The sequence below is a fragment of the Providencia sp. PROV130 genome (assembly GCF_028482225.1).
In the GTDB taxonomy this organism is placed as follows: Bacteria; Pseudomonadota; Gammaproteobacteria; order Enterobacterales; family Enterobacteriaceae; genus Providencia; species Providencia rettgeri.
Genome location: NZ_JAMPQC010000024.1, coordinates 98,997 through 124,490, shown reverse-complemented (window position 1 = coordinate 124,490; position 25,494 = coordinate 98,997). Strand labels below are relative to the sequence as shown.

Genomic DNA, 25,494 nt, shown 5'->3' with positions numbered 1-25,494 from the left:
AAATGGCTTAAATTACCAATATTCCAGAAAAATCGTGTGCCTTGCCCCTGTAGTTTGGGCAAAAAAATAGACCATCAGAAATTTTTTGATGGTCTTTTTTCAAAGGCAATGTCAAACACTTTATAAAAACTAATTTATCGCCAGTTCGGGTTTTTGATAATGGAATATTTACCCGCACCTAAAAATGCCAATGCAATACCACTCAAGAAAAAATACACCAGACTTTCAATGGCCCATGCGCCGGTTTTATCCAATACAAATGTTTTATCTAGCCCAATCATCAACCATGCAACCACCATGGTGAAAGCCACTAATAAAGCTGATGGACGAGTTAAAATACCTAAAATAATGAAAATAGGGGCGACGACTTCACCTAAAATTGTTCCATAAGCAATAAATTCAGGTAAGCCATAAGAAGCCAGTAATGCCTTGATACCACTGGCCCCTGTCAGTAATTTACTCATTCCATGAAATAACATGAGCCCGCCAACAGAAAGACGCAATAACAACCTACCTGCATCTTCATGGGACAACAGCCGATTAAATAAATTGACCACTTTATACCCCTTTACATTTTCATAGACATCATTAAGTAGTATGACTTAAAAATGTATTATGGCTTAAAAATATAAAGTAAGAATCATTTTAATTTGCATTTCTTATAACTAAATCAATTTTCATTTAATTAAAATTTGTTAACTTTTCACCCATTCAAATATTACGTTTAATTAACCATTTAACAATCAAAAATATTGAATAATATTACAAGCACGACCTGACAGTCACCAATGCTAATTCGGTCAACCCATTATAAAAAGGGCTCTGCGTTGTTCGATTTAATTGCTGAGAAAATTGCGGTAACCAATTCCCTAAATGATCATTCAACAGCTCTTTTAATGCCACCTCTCTGACTTGTGAAGCCAAAACTGCCGCTTGAAATAACATTAAACCAACATGGTCGGCAGGCTCTGGATAACGCGTCTGAATTTTTAAACGCTCCCGTTTTAAAAACTCACTCAATGCCACCGTGGAAGAACCTTGCAAAACACCTTCAGGGTCAAGGTAAACCGAGCCCCATGGCGGGGCGGGTAGTGCTTCTGGCCCAATAAATAAATCCGTCCACTGAGTATGCAGCGTTGCCGTTTCTATTTTTAGCGACATCGTAATGCGTTCGCTAAGTTGATTACTAATTTTACAAGGCCACTGGGAGGCAAAGTCATTTAACTTGAAAAAGCTTATCGCATAATGGCTTGCATCATCATTGGGTGAAAATAAATAGCATGTGCCTAAAATATTAAACGCCGCTGCATAGTGTGAAAAATGGATCATAAGAAAGATAACTTCCTAAGCAATAAACTGTTGTTTGCAACTCGTTGTTATTTATAAGTGGATCGTGTAAAAGCAGTAACGCAACATAAATTCAGCCACCATCGCCGCTGTACAACCAATCACTAAATACCCTTTACTGCTCGACGTTATCACCCCATTCGCCGTTTGTCGTATATGACGAAACACCCCATACCCCAATACCATCACCGCCAATATTCCAACGATCCAGCTTGTCATCCGTAATGACCAAATGTTTTGGTAGGCATGGATAGAATCGATAGGAAATGTAATGGATTCATTATTATAGCTAGTGTGAACCAAGTAACTTTCATAAGCCGGTTGATAAGCTAGACGAACCAATAAGCTAAACCCAATCACTGCCCATAGCACCCATAACCCACGGGTTGAAATCTGAGCCACTGACGAGCCCGCATTAAAACGCACTAACAAATTGATTAATAAATAATACCCGGCCGCTCCCGCAGTAAACATGGTGCCGTAGAACATCAAATACGTATTATCATTCATCCACGTTAACATTGATGTATAACGATAGATTGAGGCCATGGCATACACATCGCATAGCCCTGCAATAATGGCCAAGCCAAGTAGCAAATATGACAATTCCTTTTTGAACCATAACCATAGGAAAGTCAGCCCGAGAAAAGCAAAATAGGTCGCGGTGAATACTACTTCACGGCTTAACCACGATGAAAAAATATTCAGCAGTGAGTTAGGCGCATTTAAAGGAACCCCTAAGTGGGTGATTGAAGACAATAAACCGATACCCGCAAATACGCAGGCGACAAATACATACCACAGCAAAAACTGTGCGTGCGTTTTGCCCGTTAGATTCGCCGATAATTTGTTTGCAAAAAGCGCTAACATCACACTCAACCCAATGGATGTTTGCATTAAAAATGTGAATAATAACAGTGGCCATTCATTCATTTGGCTTCTCCTTGTGAGTCTTGTGTACGACCCGCCCCAAGATGTGGATGGATCACTAAATTTGGGTGGGTAATCGATGAATCTGGTAATCCTCGAACATCCGCTAGCTCCCCATAACGTTGTCGTAATTCATCAATCGGGCCAAACTGAATAGCCCCTAATGGGCAAGTGGCGACACAGACGGGCTGCTCCCCTTTTAGTTGCAGGTCGATACAAAAATCACACTTCGACATTTGCTGAGTTTCCGGGTTCATTTGCGGTGCACCATACGGGCAAGACCACGCACAGGTTCCACAACCCACACACTTATCTGTGTTGACCATCACAATGCCATCCCCTTCACGCTTGTGCATGGCTGTCGTCGGGCAATTTTTCACGCACATTGGGTCGGCACAGTGGTTGCATGAAATGGACAACGTATAGGCAAAGACGTTATTCACCAGCCCCCCTGTGCCGTTTTCGATAAACTCACCACCAGCGACTTCGTATACACGACGATATTTGCGCCCCACGTCGAGGTTATTTTTATCTTTGCACGCCACTTGGCAGGCTTTACAACCGGAACAACGGGCAGAGTCAATATAAAAGCCAAGCTGTTTGTCGCTAATCGCGGGATAAACCTGAAATTTACTCATGCTTTGCTTACCTCCACCAATAAGGTTTGATGGGCATTTCCATGTGCCATTGCTGTACTACGGGAAGATGTTAAAACGTTCGCACAACCACCTTGGTCAATGCCATTTTCATCCGGTTGCCACCACGCCCCTGCCTGTAAAGCAACAACACCAGGCATAATGCGCTGAGTGATTTTGACCGGCACCATGGTAATACCGCGGTCATTATTCACTTTGACCCGTTCCCCATCGGCGATATTTCGTCGTTTGGCATCAATGGGATTGATCCACAATTCTTGGCGTTGTACATCTTGTAACCACGGGTTAGCAAATTGCGTTGAATTGGCACGATTACGGCCTTTCCAAGTGATTAATTGCAATGGATAGCGAGAAACTAGTTCATCTTCTGGCCCTTCAATGGCGGGCACATAGTGAGATAACGCTGGGATATCCATGTCATGACGCTCATAAAGGCGCTGAGAAAAAATTTCAATTTTCCCCGATGGTGTTTCAAACGGGTTATTCTTGATATCGTTAATGTTTTTCTCGAAGGCGACATGACCCACGTGCGGTTTATGTTTTAATAGATGTCGACGTTTAACCTGCAACTCATCAAAGGTTGGAATGCCATCTTCTGGGCGTTTTTGATGAGCGTCATTAACTAAATGCTCAATCCACTGTTTTTCTGTACGGCCTTCACTGAATTTTTCGCCAACACCGAGTTTTTCAGCCACGTCGCGCAACCATTCATAGTCACTACGGCGCTCAAATTCAGGCTCGACGACTTTTTCAGATAAAATAATATAGTTACCGGTTCCCCATGTGCCGCCCACATTCCAGCGCTCTAGGAAACTGGTTTCAGGCAGTAAAATATCGGCATACTTGGCACTGGGTGTCATGTATAAGTCACTGTAAACAATAAACTCAACTTTACTTTCGTCTTCCAGAACTTTAGCGGCATGCAAAATATCGGGGTTCTGGTTAGTCATATAGTTACCCGCTAACGAAAAAATCATTTTGATTTCGGTATCGAGTTTTTCTGCGTTTTTTAAACCATTATTTGGCGTCACCAGATCTTTGTTTTCACAGGCCTGCACCCAATTGGTGATATTGATTTTCGCTTTCACTGGGTTGTCAAATAAGCGAGGCCCCGCGAGAGTTTTACGGAGATCCGGCGTGACGGCCATGCCGTAACCTGCTGCCCATCCCCCTTTTACACCCACATTACCCGTGATTGTTGCCAACAAGGTCGCGCCTCGGGCAGAACGTTCCCCACAAATATGACGCTGAGGCCCCCAGCCTTGCATTAATGCCGCTGGTTTGGTGTTGGCATATTCACGCGCCAATTGACGTATGGTGTCGGCGGGTACTTTGGTAATGGGTTCCGCCCATTCTGGCGTTTTCACTATTCCATCTTTTTTACCCATGAGATACGCCACCAGTGACTCATTTTCTGGCACGCCATCAGGCATCTGGTGCTCATCAAAACCAACCGTGAATTTATCGATAAAGGCTTGATCATGCAGACCCTCACTGATGATCACATACATCATGGCATCCATCATCGCATTGTCGGTGGTGGGTAAAATCGGGATCCACTGATCTGCTAATGACGATGCGGTATCCGAATAACGCGGATCGACAACAATGAATTTGGTGCCATTTTTTTTCATTTTTTGAAAATAATGGTTCGTATGACCAAAAATGGTTTCGTTGGGATTATGCCCCCACAGGATCACCAATGGCGTATCTTCGAGTGTGTCTAGCGTGCTACCGCTTGCTGATGTGCCATAGGTATAAGGTGTGACCGCCATGGTATTGCCGTTACTCACTGAGTGGTAATTTTCTAAAAAACCACCGGTTAGATTAAATAACCGGCGCAACATGTTCGCGCCGGAAAAAATCCCACCAGTCACCCCAGTACTGAGGCTAACAAAGCGTGATGCAGGGCCATGTTGCTGGTTGATACGTTGCATATTGTCGGCAATCAATGTCGTCGCTTCCTCCCAGCTAATTCGCTCGAAGCGCCCTTCTCCACGTTTACCCACTCGTTTCATTGGGTATTTCAGTCGATTTGGGTGATAAACAAATTTCCGGTAACTGCGGCCACGCACGCAAGCACGCATGATGGGCATCTCTTCATCTAAATCAGCATCTGGGCGGGTACTAATTCGGGTTACTACGCCTTCTTTAACGTGCGCTCGAATATCACATTTACCACCACAGTCAAAACTGCTACAGGTGGAGACCACACGCTCACCGTCATCTTGCAGCGTTGTCGTTGGGATGATATTCGGGTTTTCTGGTGTCGATGCGACCGTGTTTGTGGCAATAAAGGGGACAGCCATGAGCGCAGAGCTGCCTTGAATAAACCGACGACGGGTTAAGGGTTCAATCAGACTCTTGCTATCCGCCCGATCGTGATAATTTTCCATGATAACTCTACCTCTGGCATACATTAGGTTGCCGCGCTAGAGTAATCATTTCCCGGTTTTCCAACTTTCGAAAAACCGCCAAACACATTGGAATTTCAGCCAACCATATAAAACATGTGGTTATGTCAATAAAAATTGCCTATATTCAGAAAATAGATAATAATTTTTGAATCTCAGCCAAGATAAATTCCTATGCGAAATATTCCTCTAAAAACTGTCGATGCCACTCCACGTGATGTGTTAGCTATAGGCACTGATTACCTACCAAACGTGTTACTCGATTCTCACGTCCATCGACGCGCCCAGTTTTTATATGGTGCGACAGGCTTGATTGAAGTCAGTACCGCTGATGGGGAATGGGTCATCCCGCCTGATAGCGGGGTTTGGATCCCCTGTAATACCCCTCATGAAACCCGCATGTTGAACGTCAGCACCCGAAGCTTGTATATCGAACCGAGTGCTGCTCCACGCAAAGGGAATAAGTGTGAAGTGCTTAGAGTTTCACCTTTACTACGTCAGTTATTACTCGAAGCCGTTGATACCCCGATTGAATATGATTTAAATGGTCGTGATGGAGTCATGTACCAGTTGATTTTGCATGAAATTGCACAAGCAGAGCCCCTGCCTTTCTACGCCCCCATCCCACGAGATGAACATTTAGCTAAGCTATGCCGTGAGTTTTTAAAAGCACCACAGATCACGTCACTTCCCCAAGAGTGGGCCGCTAAATTACATAAAAGCGAGCGCTCATTTAGCCGTTTTTTTGGCGCTCAAACAGGGCTCTCTTTCTCTGACTGGCGACAGCAAGCTTGCTTATTAAGTGCAATTACCCACATTTCTGCGGGTAAATCCATTACCGAGGTCGCATTCGATTTAGGCTACAGCAGTGTTGGGTCTTTTTCGACCATGTTTAAAAAATGGTTAGGGCAAAGTCCATCCAGTTTTATTCAGAGAATTGGTGGATAATATCTAACCATTCAAAAGCTCAATTTAATCAAATGTGGCGATTAACCATGCAGACCCTTGATAGCTTCCTGCGTCTGCATTAGCTCCTTGAATACGACTACGTATCTGAATCGTACGATCTGACTGAATTCCCACACGAATGTCTGTGCCTGTCGCCCCGGTTTGCTCATCCACAATTTCTAACTGACTGTAAATCGTTCTATTTGCAGCATCTTTCATCGGCAATCGCTTTTGCGGGTCGCTATCGGTCGCATAGTCTAACCGCAGCCTGACCTTTGTTAAGGCAGCAAATTTGCAGGTGTATCTGATGCTTTCACTCACCAAGCTATCATAATAAACGCTACTTAATTGGCCATGTCGCAAATTGACTGTACTAGCCTGCCCAGAGCTCGTTTGCGTGGAACACATTGCTTTTACATTTAGCTGAGAAGCCGCAAGACGCATTGGCACTGTTGAGTCAGATAGTAGCCAGCTATCAAAAGGCGGTACAGATTTAGGTTCAGTAAAAGCGCGAACATAACCGGCTAAATCCATTGCGGGGATAACTAATTTTCCATCAATAATTTGCTCATTAATATAAAATGTGATGGTAATCGGAAATTGACTCGTAAACTCATGGGCGGAGCGAACGAGCCCCACATAAGCATATGAGCACATTCCGGCATCAATATTCTTCCAATCCATAATAGGGGCTTCTACTGTCATCACAAGGTTATTATTAATTCGGTAGGCGGTTTTTCCATCAATCGTCACTCCCGCAGAAGCCACATACATAAACAAACGATGAAATGCCTGTGATGAATGAATTCTGGTATTACTGCTCCCCCACCGTCTTCCAACACAATCAACCAAGCCAGATACGCTCACTTGGGCGCTATTGCCATCAATAACGATAGGGTTTCCCACGCGATGATAATTTTTACCATCAGAGCCCACTCGTGAGACGGGGTCAATAACACTATTGCTGTCGAGGCGAATTAAATAACCTGCATTCGAATTTTGTATTCGAGGTGCATAGTCCGCATAGGCTTTCATTCCATACAAACCGAGAATAGCTACCAGAGAATACATTGAGAGACTAAATAATTGCTTAAAGAATCCTTTCCCCAAAAATAGGGAAGATTGCCTTTTCACTATTGAGCTAAAAAACACCTGAAACAGGATTTGAAAATTAGACATAACCGATATTACCGCCTTAATAGTAAGTGACCGAAATCATGGCAATAGCACTAAATTTTCCAGCACGGAGCTGACTCGCTGGCAGGGTATTGACGAGCTCAGCTTGTAAAATAATTCGCTGCAACGTGGCATCTATTTGTTCAGGAAATATTTGCTGAATTTGATTAACTTCAAGTGGATGAGCCACACCGCCAGTTAGGTTATTGATATTAATGCCAAGACCATCAGTACTGGTTGATAAAATAATTTTTCCTTGATAAACCATAGTGTTACTATTTTTGGGGTTAATCATGATACCAAGAGCTTTATTCCAATTGCAGCCTGTTAAATACAACGGAAATGTATGGGATTGAGAAACATCATCTGAATTAATTGGTATATTAATCACCCCAAAATTAATTTTTAATGGTGTGCTGTTATCTTCGCTACGAAGCTGGCAGGCTGGGTCGACTAATGTCGCACTCACATCGATTAAAACATCTGACTTAGACATAAATGAGATGAATAAAACACACAAAATTAATTTAGATAACCAATTAGTTGTTTTCATCATTCATACTCCAATGTAAAAGTCGCTGAGCTTGAGAAAAAACCTTTTTTTGCCTCATTCAATGGGTTTTTACGGACAAATACGCCAAATTCCAATTGCTGGCTTCCATCAGCTACAGTAACCGGTTCTACCTCAATCGATTGTTCCCAAATAACAAGAGCCCTTTGCTTATCAACCACCCCTAGCAATACTCCACTATTACCATCTGTTCCAAGGTAACTTTGCCCCTCTATATTGACGCGTTTTGGGCTTTTCCAAGTAATTTTAATCATCTTATTGAGGTCAGCTTGGCTGCATTTTTCAATCGTGATAAAAAATGGAGTGATATCACTGGTAATGTTGTCATTAATCGACTTCAAACGTATATTTTCAATTTTCACCTGCTTAGTAATGGAATCAGCCGCTAACTGACAGGTTTTGTTGACTAAAATGCCACTAAATTCCACATCAAGGCTATCCATACTCCAACCCAATATAGGAATTCCAAGACTTAAAAGTAAAATGACCTTACTCATAAGCCACCTCCAGCCGTAACACTTTCGATTTGTGTATAGCAACAGGCGGGTGAATTAAATTATTACCGTTGAGTAAACTTATTTTCTCCATGGCCGTAACATTCCCATTTTGCACATCATAAAAGCGTATTCGTGCAGGCGTTGTTTGTGTTTTGTTAGCAGAAAAGGCGTCGCCTGCGCCACATTCTGTCAACATCACCGTTGAGGTTGATATTTTTAAATGACAAGGTGAATTGAATAATTCAGCGCTGACTTCTAACCATCCACTATTTAAATCTTCATAATGTGATTCATTCACCGCAATATGATTTAAAAATCCGCTCGCTGAAGCCATTCCCTCCATCATGCCACTAATGAAAAATAGACCGATAAGCATATGTTTTATCAATGCATTACTCCTTCTATTATTAATGCTAGCCATATATTCCTACCTAACTAGCGTTCATCGACCACAGTGCAAATGTCTTGCTGGCAACGAAAAGCCAAAGTCGGTTTTCCGCCATAGTCGTTGATATAGGTTAGATGAGGTTTTGTCAGAGGCTGGGAAACAAGCTCTTGGGTAGATTTAGGCGGTACCATCACTACCTCAAATTGACTTTGCTCAGATTGTTTTTGGTTATTACCCAACCCAATAACAGTCAAATTAAAAGGCGTTGAATTATTGAGTTGATACCCTTTATGCGTTTTCATTAATGTGACTTTATGCGCCCAATTTGTCTCAGACTCAGCTAGAATGGATGCGGGTCGATAAAAAAGCTTCACCCGCGATTGCAAAGCAATTTGTAAGGTATTCGCATCATGAGATTTAGGCGGAACTTCCCGTAAATTAAAATAAAATACGGATTCCCTATCTTGCGGTAACTGGCTAAATAAAGGCGTAACACTCAAGCGAACTAAACTTTGGCTATTCGGCTCAACACGTTGTAGAGGTGGCGTGGCTAATAATGCACCCTTTATTAACTTCTGACCTTGCTGGTCTTCAATCCAACTCTGCGCTAGGTAAGCTTCTTCTGGGTTATCATTAGTTATTTTGATATTGATCGATTTTGCATTCCCGGGGAAAATGATCCGAGTTCGATCCAAAGTCACGGCTGCATCGGTATTAAAGGACAATATTGGTATGGCAAACAGCACTCTCATAATCCATTGATGATAGATATCTAACTTCCACATAATTAGCCTCACAATCATTTACTTGATGACGAAGAAATTGAACCAAGAGCTTTGACCGAAGAACACGGCAGTAATAATAGATCCGTAAGCTCATCTAATTTTTCAGGTAGAGATAACTCGCACTGTGGCTGGTTATTCCAATACAACGACAGTTTTTCTTGAGGTGAGACCCCCACTAGCCATGTCACTCCACCTTCACCAATAAGTCCCAATTCTTGGTTATTTTTATTGCGAACGCTCGCGCCAAAAGGTGGGTGCCTTCCATCAGACAGAACAAAAACAGCGAATAACTTATGGCCTTTCATCACTGATAAGCTGCGATAACCAATGGCGCCTTTGGTTAAGGTAATATCTGTTGAGGGATCAAGGCTTTCTATATCATCAGGAAGCTGACTCGTATTAATTGAGGCGGTTGATTTCCGGTAACTATTCATATTAGGAATAACAGCTAATCCAAATGCATTGGTTTTAATCACGCCATTATCGAGAGGAACGCCGCTCACATCCGGTGTTTCAATCATAAGCCGTGTATCACCGTGCGCTGAGCGGTGTAATGCCGCCCCTTTAGAGGTTAATGTGACCCCACCATTTATTGACCCACCAATGCTGTGGTATTGATCTGGTACATAGCTCGCATTTATCGATGTACTTGCTTGGGACAGGTCTCGTGAGTAGAAGCCACTCAAACTGGCTTGGTTATCAATATGTTGGCCATGGCTATAACCCACATTGATATTGTAATTGTCTTGCTCCCCATAACCGCTATAACCAACCTGATGATTAAATTGGTTATTTCCTGCTGAGCGTGAGTAGAGCTCAGAAAATGTGACACTATGCCCACGGAATAATGGCAAGGTGAGATACAGATTAATAGCATCATCTTCATTACCATTGTCTCGTTCAGTACGAGTCGCTGATAATGATAAATTTGCCGCATTTCGGGACAGAAGTGGAAAATTTAAAGGCGCATTAATGTATAAGCCATATTGTGTTTGTGAATCATGCTGCCAATAAGTACTGTATTGATAATTAAGAGAAATATTAAAATCATCAAAATATTTATTTAAATATAATTGATAATTTTCTTTTGCTGCCTGAACACCATTGCCTATTCTATCTTCATCCATAAATTGCGTCAGTGTTCGGTATTCTTTGTCAGCAAAGCGGTAACCCGCAAAGGTAATATCGGTACGTAAATCATCGAAAGATTTTGCGTAATTAACACGATAAGAGCGCCCTTGGCGTCTTTTATCTGAAAAATCGGCAAAGGATTGAGTGATATCAAAAGAAACCGCGCCTATTGAAAAAAGATCTCGTCCTATCCCTAGCGCTGCACTTTGGTAATAACCATTAAGCTGAGTTCCGCCATATAATGACCATGCATTTGAAACACCATATGATAATTCACCACTTACAACAGGCTCCCCCGTCAAATGCCGATTGTCATAACGCGTCTTTCCCATCGCAACCTTATAGATAGCCCGTCCAGGACGTGTTAAATAAGGTAACGAGGCGGTACTAATACTAAATTTACTCTCTTCGCCATTTTCTTCACGTACCGTCACATCCAATACGCCACGAATACCACTATCGAGTGTTTGAATTCGAAATGGCCCCGGAGGAACGGCTGTTTCAGAAATAATACGTTCTTGACTGCGAACAGTCACAATTGCATTAGTGTTTGCCACACCAATAATTTCAGGTGCATACCCCACTAATTTAGGCGGTAGCATGCGGTCATCACTTTCTAAAGAAAAACCGGTATATTGCCAAGACTCAAAAATATCCGAATAAAAATAATTTTCTCCCACGGTAAAAATTGAAGCGCTATCTTTCAATGAAGTAAATGCATAAAGACGAGTAAAATCAAAGTTGTGTTTCTCTTGAGGGTAATCCCCCCGTTGCTTCTGATAAGATGTACTGTAATCCCCACGTAAGCGCCAAGCCCCCCAATTTACCCCTGTAATCCCATTGCTTGATAAATAGATTTGCCGATTACTATCCGTTTCTTTAGTTGCAGAAATATTCGCATTGTAATCAATAAATGCGCCATCTATTCCCTCTTCCCATAAATTAGCAGGTACCCAATATGGGTCGCGATATTCCATCCATATTTGTGGAATAATCATTTTCAGCGACAGCGTACTGAGCTCAATGGTAGTTTGAATCCCATCTAGCGCAGAAAAATCGAGACATTTCCCATTATGGGAAAGTGTCACCTTTTTCATTGCAGAACGCTTTAAACCAATTAACTCAAGGACATCAGGAGGAATACAGATAGTTTGTGCCACTTGAGTTGATTCACCTGCGATTGGTTTGTTTTCATAAACAGAGATATCGCGGGGTGCCCCTAAACGTTGCCCATTAACAAAGAGAGTAAAAACATAATTCCCCGGTAGCGTATACCCGGCAACCGAAAACTGGCTCATATCAATATTTTGAATATCATCTGCATCTAACACATCTGTATTAAATTCAGTTGCAAATGCTTTCCATCCCATAAGACTCGGTAACAGAAAAGCAATGTGCCAAGCTAGTTTCAATTTTTCGTTAATTTTGAACACCATGCTCTATACCATCCTAGCTATACCAGATTAAATGCAATAAGAATGCATCTTCAAAATGAAGTTTATAAAAGCGTATTACTCGTGTGTGTTATTGGTAATCGATGAAGAAACGGACCAGTCCGTAATAACGACCTGCTTGGATCGGCTGTCCGGTTAATTCCAAACGTAGGAAATAGCGTAGGAAAAGGCTGTACCCTGATTTATCTTGATACAACACATTGTTAGATAATGAATAATCCTTATTGGGTTGTAATCGTATTTTTGCATTATCTAATACCGATATACCTAATCCTTCCGAGGCACCTTGTAGTGTAAAAGCATCAATATATGGTGCATTTTGGCCAACAAAGCGTATCTTCCATGTTTTTAGATCAATGCTTGAATAGGCACTACCGCAATCTTGTAGCTCGATAATAAAAGGCTGGTCATGCATTTCTCGTTGCAAGTTATTAGATAAAAAAGAAAGAGCCAAAGAAGAAAAATCAATAGTTTGATAGCGGTTTTGTAACGAAATTGAACACGGTGCATCAATGACGCTGCCTTTAAGTAACGTTATTGCATTGACGTTGTAGGGTTTACCATTTTTGGTGTCTGCATGTGAATGAATACTAAAAATAAGCATTACCAACAGTACCGTTATATTCATAATCCTTTGATAACTATCCACAACCCCTCCTATAGCGGCTCACTATTTAACCACCAGTTAATTCTGGCGGTTAAACAATTTAGTTATTGATAGGTAATACGAAAGTTTGTGACTGCACTGAACTTACCTTCCGATACACTTTTCGTTGTATCAACAGCTTTCGCTAATGCTTTGAAAGATAAAACATTATCACCTTTTTTATTGATGATCCGTGAGAGTACATCTTTCGCTTTTCCAAATTCAAATCCATCAATGCCAATTCCCACATTGTTGGTATTACCTGCAGAAGTAGAAAGTAAAGTATTTGTTGCATCCGCATAGCTTTGGCCTGTAAACACTAATTCCATTGATTTAACAGCAATAGGTTTTCCGGTTACATCAGTATCGAAATCAGTGAAATCACACCCAGTAAATTCAATATTAAATTTCACTTCAGCCACACGACCATTTTCCAGTGCTCTACGAGATAACTGTCCAAAATCAATAACTTGCTTTAGTGAAGATTGGGCTATATTACAAGGCGTGCTAACAACGACACCCTCAAAATCAACCGTGCCTGTATTGTCTGCAGCAGAATTTGCTGATAATAAACCCGCCATCAATGCAGTAAAAATAAATAACTGAGTTGATTTTGATAATTGAGGTGCAATATTTAATTTGGTTAATCGCATAGATTTTTCCTTTCAATTAAAAAATAAAACTACAACAAATACACTATTAGAAATTTAATAGCGTAAATCTGATTCCCATATTTAATTCAATGAAAGAGGATACAAAAACCAAGTATCACACTATGAGCGCATAATTAAATTAACGATATATTTGATTGAAAATCATCTTTTTTTTGGTTTTCCATAATAATAGAAAAATGATCTTTCGATGAGGTAAAAAAGCTCATCCTGTGTTCTTATATCTGCAATTTCACTCGAGTAATTAACTAAAACTTTGAAGAAAAATTCTAGCCAGTTTTTTTCTAATACGATCAGAAGGGTATTCAATACTTCAACATTAATACCGGTTTCCCCTCTTTCATAACGAGAAACCTGCTGTTGACTTATTTTTAATATTTCCGCTAATTGGTATCCTGTTAATGATTTATCAATTCTAGCTTGTCTTAAAAACAACCCAATATCTCGACGTAATAATATATTTGTTTTTGTCATATTATTTCCAATGAGTAGTACTCTTATATGAAATTTTAAATTACTCATTGCTAATTTAAAAATCGATTTATTTTTATATAAAATAAAATTTAGACACATCAAAAAATAGATAGAAATAACTTAATTTAAATATAGGTTTATTAATTAATTCTGTAAATACGTTTGTATCGATCGAATTTATATAATTTGATAGTCATTTCCTATTAAATTATATAGCTTGTGTTTCATGATTAATAAAATTAAAAAATAAACAATTAAAATCAAAGTGTTAAAATGAATTTCAATTAAGATAATAGAAAAGTAAATTAATTACATTAAAATATTAACATACCGGGGAAAATAAAATTAAAAGAACACATTAAAGCTTTCAATTAAGACAGATAAATATATCAAATTTACACAAAAATAGAGTTAAATAATAAAATCAATAAATAAAAAAAATGACAAATATAACGCATTAATAATTATTTAAATAATTACTATCAGCTTACGTTATATTCCCCATAATTAACATAATTAAGATTTAAAATAAAATATCCATTTACTGCATTTTTTATGCATTTATAGCATTTTTTATTTAAACACCTAACAACTTATTCAAATATCCGTTAGAGTAAAACTAAAAAGGAATTCACAATGACAGCAAAATTTTATAGTTACCAACCACAGCAAGGTCACAAGCTACCCCACGACCCTATTCCATCACTTATTGGCCCTAGGCCGATTGGTTGGATATCAACCCGTGATAGCAAAGGTAGAACCAACCTAGCTCCCTATAGTTTTTTCAATATTTTCAATTATTCACCACCTATATTGGCCTTTTCGAGCGTTGGGAAAAAAGATTCAGTCACCAATGCCATTGAAACAGGGGAATTCGTTTATAACCTCGCAACATTGTCACTAGGTGAGCATGTAAATATGAGTAGCGCCACACTCGCACGTGGCGAAAGCGAGTTCACACTAACGGGGCTATCAACTCTCCCCTCGACATTAGTTTCGCCGCCTCGTGTTGCTCAAACACCCGTTTCAATGGAATGTGTTGTCACGCAATACCAACAACTTAAACGTGCTGATGGCCAGTTATTGGATACTTGGATGGTGATGGGTGAAGTCGTCATGGTGCATATTGATGAGTCAGCATTGAATGATGGCTTATATGATTGTGCTGGCCAGAAACCACTATTACGAGCAGGAGGACCTGCTGATTATTATTGGATTGAACAACAGCAAAACCTCAAAATGTATCGCCCTAAGTAACCAGAAATCGGAGTAATAAGTATCTTTCTGAGGTTTATTACTCCGATATGTTACTCTTATGGATAGAATTGACAGTTTAGCTGCTCACTGCTTTCTGGATAGGAAAAATGCTCAGTAATTAAATCAAATTGCATTTCAGATGTTTGAAATGGGTTTTCCCCTGCTAAATTGCGGGCCACAAGCCTTGCTTTACACTCATCATTACTGACCTGCAATACATGAAATATATAATGAGCATCAGATGTCTGCGCCAATGATCTTAACCATTGCCTTTGCAAGGGTGTATTAGCAGGAAAATCCATCACAATATTATTTCCAGCCAGTATCAATTGCTTGATATGACCTTCTAATACTTGCTTCACTAAAGCACTTTTCTCAATATAGTGAACTAATTCAGTAATTTCATTAGGGTAAAGTGCAGCAAGCCACTCATCTTCACAAAGCAAAATAGTACAAGGCGAGTTAGCCAATTGTTTTGCTAATGTGGATTTCCCTGAAGCGATTTTGCCACAAAGAAAATGCAAACGAGGTTGATTTTTTAGTAATGATGATGCTTCTGCTAAATTCATAAATCGTTCCTTACTGAAGTATTAACCAGATAAGAACAAAAAACCCGCCTTATCTGGCGGGTTTAGGATGTCGCTTATCCCCACCACTAAGTGATGGTAATAATAATGTTTAAGCTAACGACACCCTGTGACATATAAATTTCCCAAATGGAATTATAATCAACTTATCAGTGGTCAATACAAACTGTCAAACTTAGTTGAATTATGAGCATAAATAAAAGAGGTTTTGAAAATAAATTTGGAAAATCAATTTTTTGATTTTCGGCTGATAACACAAAGCGGGAAAAACCACGCTTTTATCCCGCTTTGTCAACAACCTTAGACCTGAATAAATTCAGGTCTTTTATTTTACTAACTAATGTTTACCATTTTTATGGTGATTAAGTGTTTCTTCTTTTAAATCAAGTTCATCACGTAAACGATGGTACACCCTTTCATTGATATTTTTGCTTTTACGCATTTGATATAACGCGTCCCGTTTTGCTTTTAATGCTGACTTGGACATCTCACGTTCCATATCAATCATCTTATGTAAGTCATACACATCTGACTCAGTTTCATCTGAGTTATCGAGTCGTCTGCCATAAATTTCTAACAGTTGCGCCCCAACCTCAGTACGCATCGCAATTTCATCCATATCATCCGATGGGTGGTTCATCAATTCACGTAAATGCGCCATTGCTGCCTCATTTAAGGCTAAACGCGCTCGAATTTCGTCATTATCATAAGGTAAATCTTGTACCAGCCCCTTGGTTAAAATTGGCAGCGCAATACTGGCAATCAGCAATGAACATAAAATCACTCCCATTGCTAAGAAAATAGCCACATCACGATTCGGAAATAATGAACCATCTGGCATCAGTAATGGTAATGTCAAAATACCCGCTAACGTAATCGCTCCACGCACACCTGCTGTCGCCATAACCGCCATCATACGAATATGCATGACATCAGCTTCTTTACCGCGACGGCGTTTATGGAAGACCGTTAGAGTCATCGAGATCCACACCCAGCTAAACCGTAAAACCGCCAAGGCCACAGTAATGATTGCCACATACACAAATAACATCCAAGGGTGACTCGCCCCAGCCGCTTCTGCGACAGCAGGCATGTTTGTCCACATACCGGGTAACTGCTCACCTAACAAAATGAAAATCATTCCGTTCAACGCGGTTTGTACCGTGTCCCATACCGCTTTACTTTGCATCCGTGTAGCGGCTTGCATACGCCCTGCAATTTTTTCATAGTGCATGGCAATACCAGCAACCACTGCGGCTAAAATACCGGAAACATGTAGATGTTCAGCTAATAAGTAAGCCGTAAATGGCATCAATAGGCTGATCATAATTTGAATAGCAGGCTCTTCACCAGTACGCTTAACTAACAATTGATTTAACCAACCAATTGCCCAAGCCACCAGCAAACCAATTAAAATTCCCCCGAATGCAACGAGCACAAACTGCCCCGCCGCTGAAGCAAGAGAAAATGTACCTGTTAACGCAGCGACCACCGCAAAACTGAAACACACTAGGCCCGTTGCATCATTCAGCAATGACTCCCCTTCTAGAATATGTGCCATTCGCGATGGCAATGGGGAATTGACAGTCATTGCAGACACTGAAACAGGGTCTGTTGGCGACAAAATAGCAGCCAAGGCAAAGGCAACAGCTAAAGAAATAGCCGGAATTAACCAATGTATAAAAAAGCCCATACCAATAACCGTGACAACCACTAGGCCGATGGCTAACGACATGATCGGTTTAATTTCTTGGAATAAGGCTTCTTTAGGAATACGCCAACCGTCCAGAAACAGCAAAGGAGGGATAAATAAAAATAGAAATAGATGAGGTTCAAATTCAACTGTAAAACCGTATAAAGACAAGCCAGCCCCTAATGCTATCTGAATCAGGGGTAATGGAATAATATCTTTGAGCAATCGTGAAACAAAAACGCTCACAACAACGGCTAATAAAAAAACGAGTACAAGTGTCACTACTGACATTGATTGCTCCATGTTTAGCTAATCATTAATTATCAGTTATGCAGTAAATAGATAAATTGAATCAATGTAAAGTAGCAATTAATCATCTGATATAAAAATAATAAATTTAAGAAATAGCCTATCTATCATTAAGTTATAAAATTACCGTCAACTTGAGCCGTCCATAAAAAACTTATTTATCTATTTGATATAGAACAATTAAATTCTTATTTAAACAATAAGTTATGCCTTACTATTAAAAACCAAACTAAAGCACCATTAACTGACTATTCTTTTGTTTCACTAAATCCATTTCCGCTACCCAGCTTTTTCTTTTTATGATTATTATCAGAAGTACTTTTATAGGTAGTATTGGCATTTTCTAGGCTATACCGCTCAATTAATTCTTGTAGTACTTGCTTAATAACCTTACTTTTACGTAACCCCAAGGGCGCTAAAACAGCCTCTTCGTGTTGCTGTGCAGCAATAAGTAAACCATCAACCAATGACATTCCACTTGATGTCACACTAACAAGTGTTATGCGCTTATCACTGCCATTATAGTTACTGTGGCGAACCACGTGCCCCTGCTGCTCTAATCGTTGTAGTACACGAGTAATTGTAGGTTGTTTACTCACCGTTTTTTGTGCAAGTTCGGTGATCCCCATCGAGCCATTTCCTGCCAGTGTGGATAACACTCTCCACTCTAATACTGACAAACCTTTTTCTTCAACAATGGCATGAAACTCGGATGAAACCAACATCCAAGCCTGCCCCAACAGGGCAGGCAAATAGTTATCAACAAAAACCTTTGAGTCTGCCATTCGCTCCCCTTGATAGATTCTTGAATTATTGCGTTTGGTTACAACTCCTCAAGAGTAACAGAAGCCGGCTATAATTCAGCTAAAACTTTCCACTTAACAATGAACCAAACCCATCAACGCGCGTTTCTAAACCCAGTTTTTTTAACATCATATAGGTAGTCGCCACCGAAGAAGATAACACCGGTAAACCAACTCTGTCTTCAATTAGCTGTATTGAAGGTAGTGAAGGCATTTGCACACAAGCAGACGCCACAATTGCATCTACTTGGGTATTGAGCTTTTTAGTAATTTCCGCTGGTGCTAATGGATTTTGCCGCCCCACGTCTAAATTATCGGGGATTTCCAGTGAAATACTGTCTACCACCTCAATGCCTTCACTTTCAATATAATCAATCACAAGCTGTGTCAGCGGTTTCATATACGGCGTTAAAATAGACACTTTCTTAGCGCCTATCGCATGCAAACCATCAACCAATGCTCCTGCGCTAGTCACTACTGGCGCTGAATGGCCGTTATCTACCGTTCGTTGGAATAAGCGTTTTTCGGACACTCGATGATAACCCTTACCCATGCTCATAATGGCCACTAAGCAAGCATACCCCAGCACATCAACCGCGGCATCTGATAATTCAATAGCGCAGCGGTCACTATCAGAGTCCATTTTTGCCAACTCCTCTTTGGTCACTTTTTGCATACGCATACGGCTTGAATGGAAAGTGAAGCGTTCCGCAAACAGGGCTTCTCTTACCCGTAATATGGACGGAATTTCGGTTTCCATCGTCGTATTTGACGATGGGACAATCTGCCCGATACGATATGTACGTGCTAAACTCATGACTCGTTCTCCCCAAATGACTCAGCTGATTCTGGAAATACGTTTAACGCCTCAGTATCTTGCCCATCACCGTGAAAACGTGCGGCGGTTAATGGCCGACGGTTTACCTGTAAATCAAAGATATCAAAACGATTATAATTCCCTGTAATATCATGCATTTGCCGTGGTTGAATGCAGCGATTTAAATTAATTTCACCGTAAACGATACCTTCTTCGTCAATCAATGGTTCGCCGACAACACGCCCATCAGGCCCGATAATTCCAGAAAAAGCACTATTTGGCCGAGCCAGTAGCTCCCGTGCTTCTGGGTAAGTTGTAGACATTGCATCAATAATCTCTTCTGACACCGTCGAACAGGAAACTATCGTGAAAACCTTGCCTTCGAAACAGTGGGCTGAAGCGCGCAGACGGATCGCCTCTGCCATGTCATAGTCTTTCGGCGCAACGGGTAAGGCGATATAACTCGCAATATGGACTAACTCACCCTGTGCCAATAAAGCAAAACGAGCCAGTGTATTGGTGTTTTCCCCACAAGCTAAGGCGCCGAGAGGCCCAATACTGGTTTGGTGCACTTTTAATGAGGACGCATCTCCATTTGCCCACGTCAGTTTTTCCGCCCATGTTGGAACTAATTTGCGATGGCGCCCTAAAATTTTTCCTTCATCTGAAATAGTCACTAACGTGTTATATAACGTAGCAATTCCATTCGGATTGCGTTCATTCACCCCAATCACAACATTGATGTGATGACGTGCCGCCGCTTGAGCGATTTTTTGGATTTCAGGCCCTGGGACTTCAATGGCAGATTTGCACAGTTTTTCAAACCATGGGCTGCCGTCTATCGGGTTCATCACCCAGCTCCAATAGGGATAACCAGAAACAAACACCTCTGGAAACGCGACCAATTTCGCCCCGTTGTCTGCCGCTTCTTCAATTAAACGACAAACTTTATCTACCGTAGCATGGGTATCGAGAAACACGGGAGCAGCCTGTACCGCAGCCGCTTTAAATGTCTGCAAATTCAGCATATTTCCCCCTTAAACGGCAACAACTGGATGACGCAATTCACCAATGCTCTCGACATATGCCTCAATGACATCTCCCGGCCAGACCCATTCTTGTGGCGTTCTACCTGCCCCCACACCCTCTGGAGTACCTGTCGCAATGATGTCACCTGGTTCTAATGTGATCCCTTGGCTAATATCTTCAATCAATGCATTTACATTAAATAGCATATGACGTGTGTTTGAGGATTGTTTGGTTACCCCATTCACTTTTAAGCTTAAATCTAGGGAATGAGGGTCCGGTATTTCATCAGCAGTGACAATGCAAGGCCCAAATGGCGAATAAGTATCTTGCCCTTTAGAGTAAATCCACTGCCCCGCACGACGGCAATCACGTGCGCTCATATCAATCATCAAGCTGTAACCAAACACATAATTAAGCGCATCTTTTGCCGTAACACTTTTCGCACGCGTGCCGATAATCACTGCCAATTCAACTTCCCAGTCTAATTGTTGGGTAATTTTGGCGTTATGTTCAATAGCATCCCCCGGTCCAATCACTGTAGTTGGTGGCTTAGAAAAAATAACCGGTTGCTTTGGAAGCTCTTTTGAGGTGTCTAATGTACGGCTGGATTCCGCCACGTGCTCAACATAATTCAAACCAATACCAAAAATATTTTTACGTGGACGAGGGATTGGAGCCAAAATTTTCACGTTTTGCACCGGCCAAGCAGTCCCAGCAGGAAATTGTCCCTGATAAGAATTTAAGAGTTCAGTTCCAACGCGTACGCCTTGTGGGCCTAAATCGATAAAATCCAACATATTGTCAGGCAAGTATAGCACTTGCTCTTGGGCAAGAAGAGCTAAATCCACTACTTGATGGTTAACAATTGCTCCTAAACGAGCTGCTGCGGTTACATCAGAACGATAAGTTATTAAGCGCATTTTCTTTCTCCTTGAATGAGGTGTCTCACTCACTTCTTCACGTAAATTGGAATAATAAAATGTTTAAATTAATTACTAATAAATATGGTATTCACCTAGCTAATGACTTTTTGGTTCCCATCATTTTCAACTAGAGCTTCTTCATAATAGAGCCCCAAAGATTGCATTACGGGTAAGTCATTAAAGCAAAACAGACATGCATCATCGGTTTGTGAGGTATTCACATGTTCATGGAACATCCATGATGGCACACAGAAAATATCCCGCTCTTGCCAATCAAAACGCTGGCCGTTAATCACCGAATACCCTTGCCCTTTGGCTACTTGATAAATAAAGCTACCCGTATGACGATGAGCTTTACCCACAAAGCCCGGACGTAGTAATTGCATACTTGCCCCAATAGTTGGCATCACCGGCCCACCAGTGAGAGGGTTGGTATAGTGCATTAAAACGTCATCAAATACTGAGCCATCCGCAGCCTTGGCTGCACGGCATAGAGCCTCGTAAGTTGGCCCCCATTGGTATTTAAATAATGGCGAATAAGGTTTATCCCAACCGATATCATGAGGGCGTAATGCCGTTCCCCCCCACATGCCAACTGGGTAGTCGATAGGGCGTGTTTGTGCTTGGTGCAAATCAGGATGCACTTTGTAAAAACCAGCTTCCATGGCATTGACTAACGGGATATCAAGCCCATCTTGCCAGATACAAGGTAAGCCATCTTCCGCAACACCGTGCTCATGCCATGTTCCATTTGGCGTCAGTACAAAGTCGTTGGCTTCTAGCATCATTTTCTGCCCTTCGACAATGGTGTATGCCCCACGCCCTTCCATAATAAAACGCAATGCTGAAGACGAATGAGCATGTGCCGAAGCAGCTTCTCCTGGGTGCATTACTTGCAAACCTGAGTACAGCCAACCGACTGCAGCAGCCACATCTTGGCGGCCGGGGTTATTTAAATAAATTACGCGGCGTCCTGCTTTTTCTGGTGTCACCAATTCGACTGAACGTAACACATGCTCACGTAGGTCACGGTAGCGCCACAACACCGGAACTGAACTTGATTTGGGCTGCCACGGTTCAATCTTGTTTGCTACCGTCCATAGTGCACCTGTCTTCAACGCATCCAATTCTTGGTAATACGCCACTAGTTCAGGGGTATCTGCCACATCGGCACGACCTGCCACATTTTCTCGATATTGGTCATGGGAGCGTGTATTCATGCTATTTTCCTCTTGGTTTACCAAAGCCTTTAACGCGACTTCAAGGATTGAACGAGTTGCTGGCGCCCATACTCATACGGTGCCGGCCAACAAGTTTCCCACCCATAACGCGCACATTCATGTAAGACCCATGCAGAGTCAGAAAGTAATGGTCGAGATAAAGCGCACAAATCTGCCCGTCCAGCGGCAATAATGCTGTTCACTTGGTCTGCGTCAGTAATCGCACCGACGGCAATAACGGGTATTCCAGCCTCATTACGAATACGGTCTGCCATTGGTGTTTGATACATCCGACCATAGATTGGTTGCTGTTGTGGTGATACCTCACCTGAAGAGCAATCAATCATATCCACTCCCACTTGCTTCATTGCACGGCCAATTTCCACTGCATCATCGACCGTCGTTCCACCGTCCACCCAGTCCGTCGTTGAAATACGCACACACAACGGCTTTGACCACACTTGACGTACAGCATGAATGACAGCTAATGGGAAACGTAAGCGGTTTTCTAATGTTCCACCGTAGTTATCTGTACGCTGATTGGTTAATGGAGAAATAAAGCTCGACAGTAAATAACCCTGTCCTGCTTGCAGTTCAAGCCAGTCAAAACCGGCCTCTTCGGCACGTTTTGCTGCGGCAACAAATTGGCTTACCACCACTGTCATTTGCGCCTCGGATAATTCCACCGGAGTTTGTGAAATATTCGCTAAATAAGGCAACGCTGAAGCAGAAACTAACGGCCAGTTATCCGCATCCAGTGGGTGATTTTCTTTTTCCCACCCTCGCTGAGTTGAACCACGGCGTCCTGCATGACCTAATTGAATCCCAATTTTGGCTTCCGTTTTTTGATGAACAAAATCAGTCACCCGCTGCCATGCGGCGACTTGCTCGTCACTCCAAATACCAACACAGCCTTTTGTCACTCGAGCTTCGGGGGTAATAGCTGTCATTTCAGTCATGACTAATCCCACTCCGCCTAATGCACGACTCCCCAAATGTACCAAGTGAAAATCATCGGGTACGCCCTGATTAGCGCAATACAATAGTGTCGGTGATGCAACCACTCGGTTATTAAGCGTGACACCCCGCACGTGATAAGGCGTCAGCATAGGCGGTACTTTTGCCTTTGAAGTCACACCCGTTTGTGCTGCAAACCACTGCTCGTAATTTTCCAACCATGCAGCATCCCGCACTCGCAAGTTTTCATGGGATATACGCTGTGAACGCGTTAAGAGGGAATAAGCAAATTGCTCTGGTGCTAAGTTTTCATAGCGACAGACATTTTCGAACCACTCTGTCGAATTACGTGCTGCATTCTGAATTTTCAGCACTTCGACACTACGCACCGTCTGGTAATGCGCCAGCCCTTTACGTAAATCACCTTCTGCGGTTTTCAAGCTTTCACACAGCTCAATAGCATCTTCTAATGCTAACTTGGTTCCCGAGCCTATCGAAAAATGGGCCGTATGAGCTGCATCGCCCATCAAGACTACTGGAACATCTTTCCCCTGTGTTGGCTGTGTCCAATGCACCCAATTTTCACAGATGACGCGAGGGAAACGGATCCAAATTGCGGCACCACGTAAATGAGCAGCATTAGCAATCAGTTTTTCACCATCAAGCCACGGTGCAAATAGCTTTTCACAATAAGCGATGCCATCCTCTTGAGACATTTGGTCAATACCCGCTTTAAGCCAAGTTTCTTCTGTCGTTTCAACAATAAAAGTCGATAATCCCTCTTGAAATTGATAGGCATGAACTTGGAACCAACCGTGCTCATTTTCGGCAAATAAGAAGGTAAAAGCGTCAAAAATTTTCTTTGTACCCAACCAAACAAAACGGCAACGACGTGGGTCAATATCGGGTTTAAACACGTTTTCGTAACGCGTACGTACCGCACTATTAATACCGTCAGATGCAATGAGCAAATCGGCTTGGTATTCACGAGCAATCGCTTGATCATCTGTGACTTGGGTTTCAAACACCAACTCCACACCCAGTTCCAAGCAACGGTCTTGTAAAATATTGAGTAACTTTTTGCGCCCAATACCAATAAAACCATGGCCACCACTGCGATTACATACACCTTTAAAATGCACATCGATATCATCCCAGTGACTAAATTCTGCAGAAATAGTTTCTGCAGAAACAGGGTCAGCTTGGCGTAAATTAGTGAGTGTGGCATCAGAAAATACCACTCCCCAGCCAAAAGTGTCATAGGGACGATTACGCTCCACCACCACAACACGGTTTTGCGGGTTCTGCAGTTTCATCAGCAACCCGAAATAAAGCCCTGCGGGACCACCGCCAATACACACGATATTCATGGAATTTCTCCTTTACTTACACAGGTTGCTGAGCGGTTAATGCCTGATACAGGGCATCGGGAATGGGGATTGCTTGATGCGTTTCTAATGATGTTGTGACATAGGTTTGTGTCACTTGCATACGCAATACGTTATCAATACCAACACAGCGTTGATGTAACGTCAGAGACTTGCGGCCAATACGTTGGACATGCAGTTCTAGCATCACGTTATCCCCCATTTTACTAATGGCTTTGAACTCTGCTTCTAGGTGTACCGTCGGCAATCCAAAGCGTTGCTCCATGATGTAACCAGCAAAACCTTGAGGAACTAATTCATCAACCCAACGTTCAAGTAAATTATTAAACATCACGAAATACTGGGGATAGAACACGATGCCAGCGGGGTCACACTCCGAAAAGTGGATTTTGTGTAGCTTAGTAAATATCAGTAAACTCATGA

Annotated in this window: 25 protein-coding genes; 2 read left to right on the top strand and 23 right to left on the bottom strand. The window is 41.7% G+C overall.

Features of this window, described 5'->3' with window-relative positions; all coding sequences use genetic code 11:
* Positions 1 to 134: 134 nt before the first annotated feature.
* From PSF28_RS16950 to PSF28_RS16930, 5 genes are all read right to left on the bottom strand, one after another.
* Positions 135 to 557 carry a DoxX family protein gene (locus PSF28_RS16950; protein ID WP_210835724.1) on the bottom strand — a complete coding sequence of 141 codons (423 nt, stop codon included), beginning with the start codon at positions 555 to 557 and terminating at the stop codon, positions 135 to 137.
* A gap of 205 nt (positions 558 to 762) precedes the next feature.
* The gene (locus tag PSF28_RS16945) at positions 763 to 1,329 is read right to left on the bottom strand and encodes a molecular chaperone TorD family protein (RefSeq protein WP_272685408.1); all 567 of its coding nucleotides are present in this window, start codon (positions 1,327 to 1,329) and stop codon (positions 763 to 765) included.
* Between the two features lie 51 nt (positions 1,330 to 1,380).
* A complete protein-coding gene (locus PSF28_RS16940; RefSeq protein ID WP_272685407.1) occupies positions 1,381 to 2,280 on the bottom strand; it encodes a dimethyl sulfoxide reductase anchor subunit family protein in 900 nt (299 codons plus the stop codon).
* A complete protein-coding gene (locus PSF28_RS16935) occupies positions 2,277 to 2,915 on the bottom strand; it encodes a DMSO/selenate family reductase complex B subunit (protein ID WP_210835728.1) in 639 nt (212 codons plus the stop codon). Before PSF28_RS16935 ends, PSF28_RS16940 begins: the two co-directional genes overlap by 4 nt.
* Positions 2,912 to 5,329: a DMSO/selenate family reductase complex A subunit gene (locus PSF28_RS16930; RefSeq protein ID WP_272685406.1), complete on the bottom strand. Its 2,418-nt coding sequence runs from the start codon at positions 5,327 to 5,329 to the stop codon at positions 2,912 to 2,914. The genes PSF28_RS16935 and PSF28_RS16930 overlap by 4 nt, the downstream gene beginning before the upstream one ends.
* A 192-nt stretch (positions 5,330 to 5,521) precedes the next feature.
* On the opposite strand from PSF28_RS16930, the gene PSF28_RS16925 reads away from it, so the two are divergent.
* Positions 5,522 to 6,295 (top strand): AraC family transcriptional regulator, encoded by a 774-nt coding sequence (locus PSF28_RS16925; RefSeq protein ID WP_210835732.1) that lies wholly within the window; start codon positions 5,522 to 5,524, stop codon positions 6,293 to 6,295.
* Positions 6,296 to 6,319: 24 nt separating this feature from the next.
* On the opposite strand, the gene PSF28_RS16920 is transcribed toward PSF28_RS16925, so the two are convergent.
* From PSF28_RS16920 to PSF28_RS16880, 9 genes are all read right to left on the bottom strand, one after another.
* Positions 6,320 to 7,330, bottom strand: a complete 1,011-nt coding sequence (locus PSF28_RS16920) for an adhesin (RefSeq protein WP_272685405.1) — start codon at positions 7,328 to 7,330, stop codon at positions 6,320 to 6,322.
* 160 nt (positions 7,331 to 7,490) lie between these two features.
* Positions 7,491 to 8,027: a fimbrial protein gene (locus PSF28_RS16915; RefSeq protein ID WP_247605245.1), complete on the bottom strand. Its 537-nt coding sequence runs from the start codon at positions 8,025 to 8,027 to the stop codon at positions 7,491 to 7,493.
* Positions 8,024 to 8,539 carry a fimbrial protein gene (locus tag PSF28_RS16910; RefSeq protein ID WP_210835736.1) on the bottom strand — a complete coding sequence of 172 codons (516 nt, stop codon included), beginning with the start codon at positions 8,537 to 8,539 and terminating at the stop codon, positions 8,024 to 8,026. The genes PSF28_RS16915 and PSF28_RS16910 overlap by 4 nt, the downstream gene beginning before the upstream one ends.
* Entirely contained in the window at positions 8,532 to 8,960 is a 429-nt protein-coding gene (locus PSF28_RS16905) for a hypothetical protein (protein ID WP_272685404.1), read from the bottom strand. The genes PSF28_RS16910 and PSF28_RS16905 overlap by 8 nt, the downstream gene beginning before the upstream one ends.
* Positions 8,961 to 8,974: 14 nt before the next feature.
* Entirely contained in the window at positions 8,975 to 9,679 is a 705-nt protein-coding gene (locus PSF28_RS16900) for a fimbrial biogenesis chaperone (RefSeq protein WP_247605249.1), read from the bottom strand.
* Between the two features lie 47 nt (positions 9,680 to 9,726).
* The gene (locus PSF28_RS16895; RefSeq protein ID WP_210835741.1) at positions 9,727 to 12,279 is read right to left on the bottom strand and encodes a fimbria/pilus outer membrane usher protein; all 2,553 of its coding nucleotides are present in this window, start codon (positions 12,277 to 12,279) and stop codon (positions 9,727 to 9,729) included.
* Positions 12,280 to 12,367: 88 nt separating this feature from the next.
* Positions 12,368 to 12,946 carry a fimbrial protein gene (locus PSF28_RS16890; RefSeq protein ID WP_272685403.1) on the bottom strand — a complete coding sequence of 193 codons (579 nt, stop codon included), beginning with the start codon at positions 12,944 to 12,946 and terminating at the stop codon, positions 12,368 to 12,370.
* 62 nt (positions 12,947 to 13,008) lie between these two features.
* A complete protein-coding gene (locus PSF28_RS16885) occupies positions 13,009 to 13,524 on the bottom strand; it encodes a fimbrial protein (RefSeq protein ID WP_210835751.1) in 516 nt (171 codons plus the stop codon).
* Positions 13,525 to 13,758: 234 nt separating this feature from the next.
* Positions 13,759 to 14,088, bottom strand: coding sequence for a helix-turn-helix domain-containing protein (locus PSF28_RS16880; RefSeq protein ID WP_272666255.1), 330 nt, complete (start codon positions 14,086 to 14,088; stop codon positions 13,759 to 13,761).
* A gap of 636 nt (positions 14,089 to 14,724) precedes the next feature.
* Between PSF28_RS16880 and PSF28_RS16875 the strand changes: the two genes are divergently transcribed.
* Complete coding sequence (locus PSF28_RS16875) at positions 14,725 to 15,345, top strand: flavin reductase family protein (protein ID WP_210840431.1); 621 nt, start codon at positions 14,725 to 14,727, stop codon at positions 15,343 to 15,345.
* A gap of 56 nt (positions 15,346 to 15,401) precedes the next feature.
* Here PSF28_RS16875 and PSF28_RS16870 read toward each other — a convergent pair whose 3' ends face one another.
* From PSF28_RS16870 to PSF28_RS16830, 9 genes are all read right to left on the bottom strand, one after another.
* Positions 15,402 to 15,914: an AAA family ATPase gene (locus PSF28_RS16870; protein WP_210840430.1), complete on the bottom strand. Its 513-nt coding sequence runs from the start codon at positions 15,912 to 15,914 to the stop codon at positions 15,402 to 15,404.
* Between the two features lie 355 nt (positions 15,915 to 16,269).
* The gene (locus tag PSF28_RS16865) at positions 16,270 to 17,916 is read right to left on the bottom strand and encodes a Na+/H+ antiporter (RefSeq protein ID WP_004915075.1); all 1,647 of its coding nucleotides are present in this window, start codon (positions 17,914 to 17,916) and stop codon (positions 16,270 to 16,272) included.
* A gap of 266 nt (positions 17,917 to 18,182) precedes the next feature.
* Entirely contained in the window at positions 18,183 to 18,719 is a 537-nt protein-coding gene (locus PSF28_RS16860) for a MarR family winged helix-turn-helix transcriptional regulator (protein WP_210840027.1), read from the bottom strand.
* A 79-nt stretch (positions 18,720 to 18,798) separates the two neighbouring features.
* A complete protein-coding gene (locus tag PSF28_RS16855; protein WP_004915080.1) occupies positions 18,799 to 19,554 on the bottom strand; it encodes a maleate cis-trans isomerase family protein in 756 nt (251 codons plus the stop codon).
* The gene (locus PSF28_RS16850) at positions 19,551 to 20,582 is read right to left on the bottom strand and encodes a carbon-nitrogen hydrolase family protein (protein ID WP_210840026.1); all 1,032 of its coding nucleotides are present in this window, start codon (positions 20,580 to 20,582) and stop codon (positions 19,551 to 19,553) included. Before PSF28_RS16850 ends, PSF28_RS16855 begins: the two co-directional genes overlap by 4 nt.
* Before the next feature lie 9 nt (positions 20,583 to 20,591).
* Entirely contained in the window at positions 20,592 to 21,503 is a 912-nt protein-coding gene (locus tag PSF28_RS16845) for a fumarylacetoacetate hydrolase family protein (RefSeq protein WP_272685402.1), read from the bottom strand.
* Positions 21,504 to 21,598: 95 nt separating this feature from the next.
* Positions 21,599 to 22,726 carry a cupin domain-containing protein gene (locus tag PSF28_RS16840; RefSeq protein ID WP_210840024.1) on the bottom strand — a complete coding sequence of 376 codons (1,128 nt, stop codon included), beginning with the start codon at positions 22,724 to 22,726 and terminating at the stop codon, positions 21,599 to 21,601.
* 29 nt (positions 22,727 to 22,755) lie between these two features.
* Positions 22,756 to 25,053, bottom strand: coding sequence for a bifunctional salicylyl-CoA 5-hydroxylase/oxidoreductase (locus tag PSF28_RS16835; protein ID WP_210840023.1), 2,298 nt, complete (start codon positions 25,051 to 25,053; stop codon positions 22,756 to 22,758).
* Positions 25,054 to 25,069: 16 nt separating this feature from the next.
* Positions 25,070 to 25,492 carry an acyl-CoA thioesterase gene (locus PSF28_RS16830; RefSeq protein WP_272685401.1) on the bottom strand — a complete coding sequence of 141 codons (423 nt, stop codon included), beginning with the start codon at positions 25,490 to 25,492 and terminating at the stop codon, positions 25,070 to 25,072.
* Positions 25,493 to 25,494 lie beyond the last annotated feature (2 nt).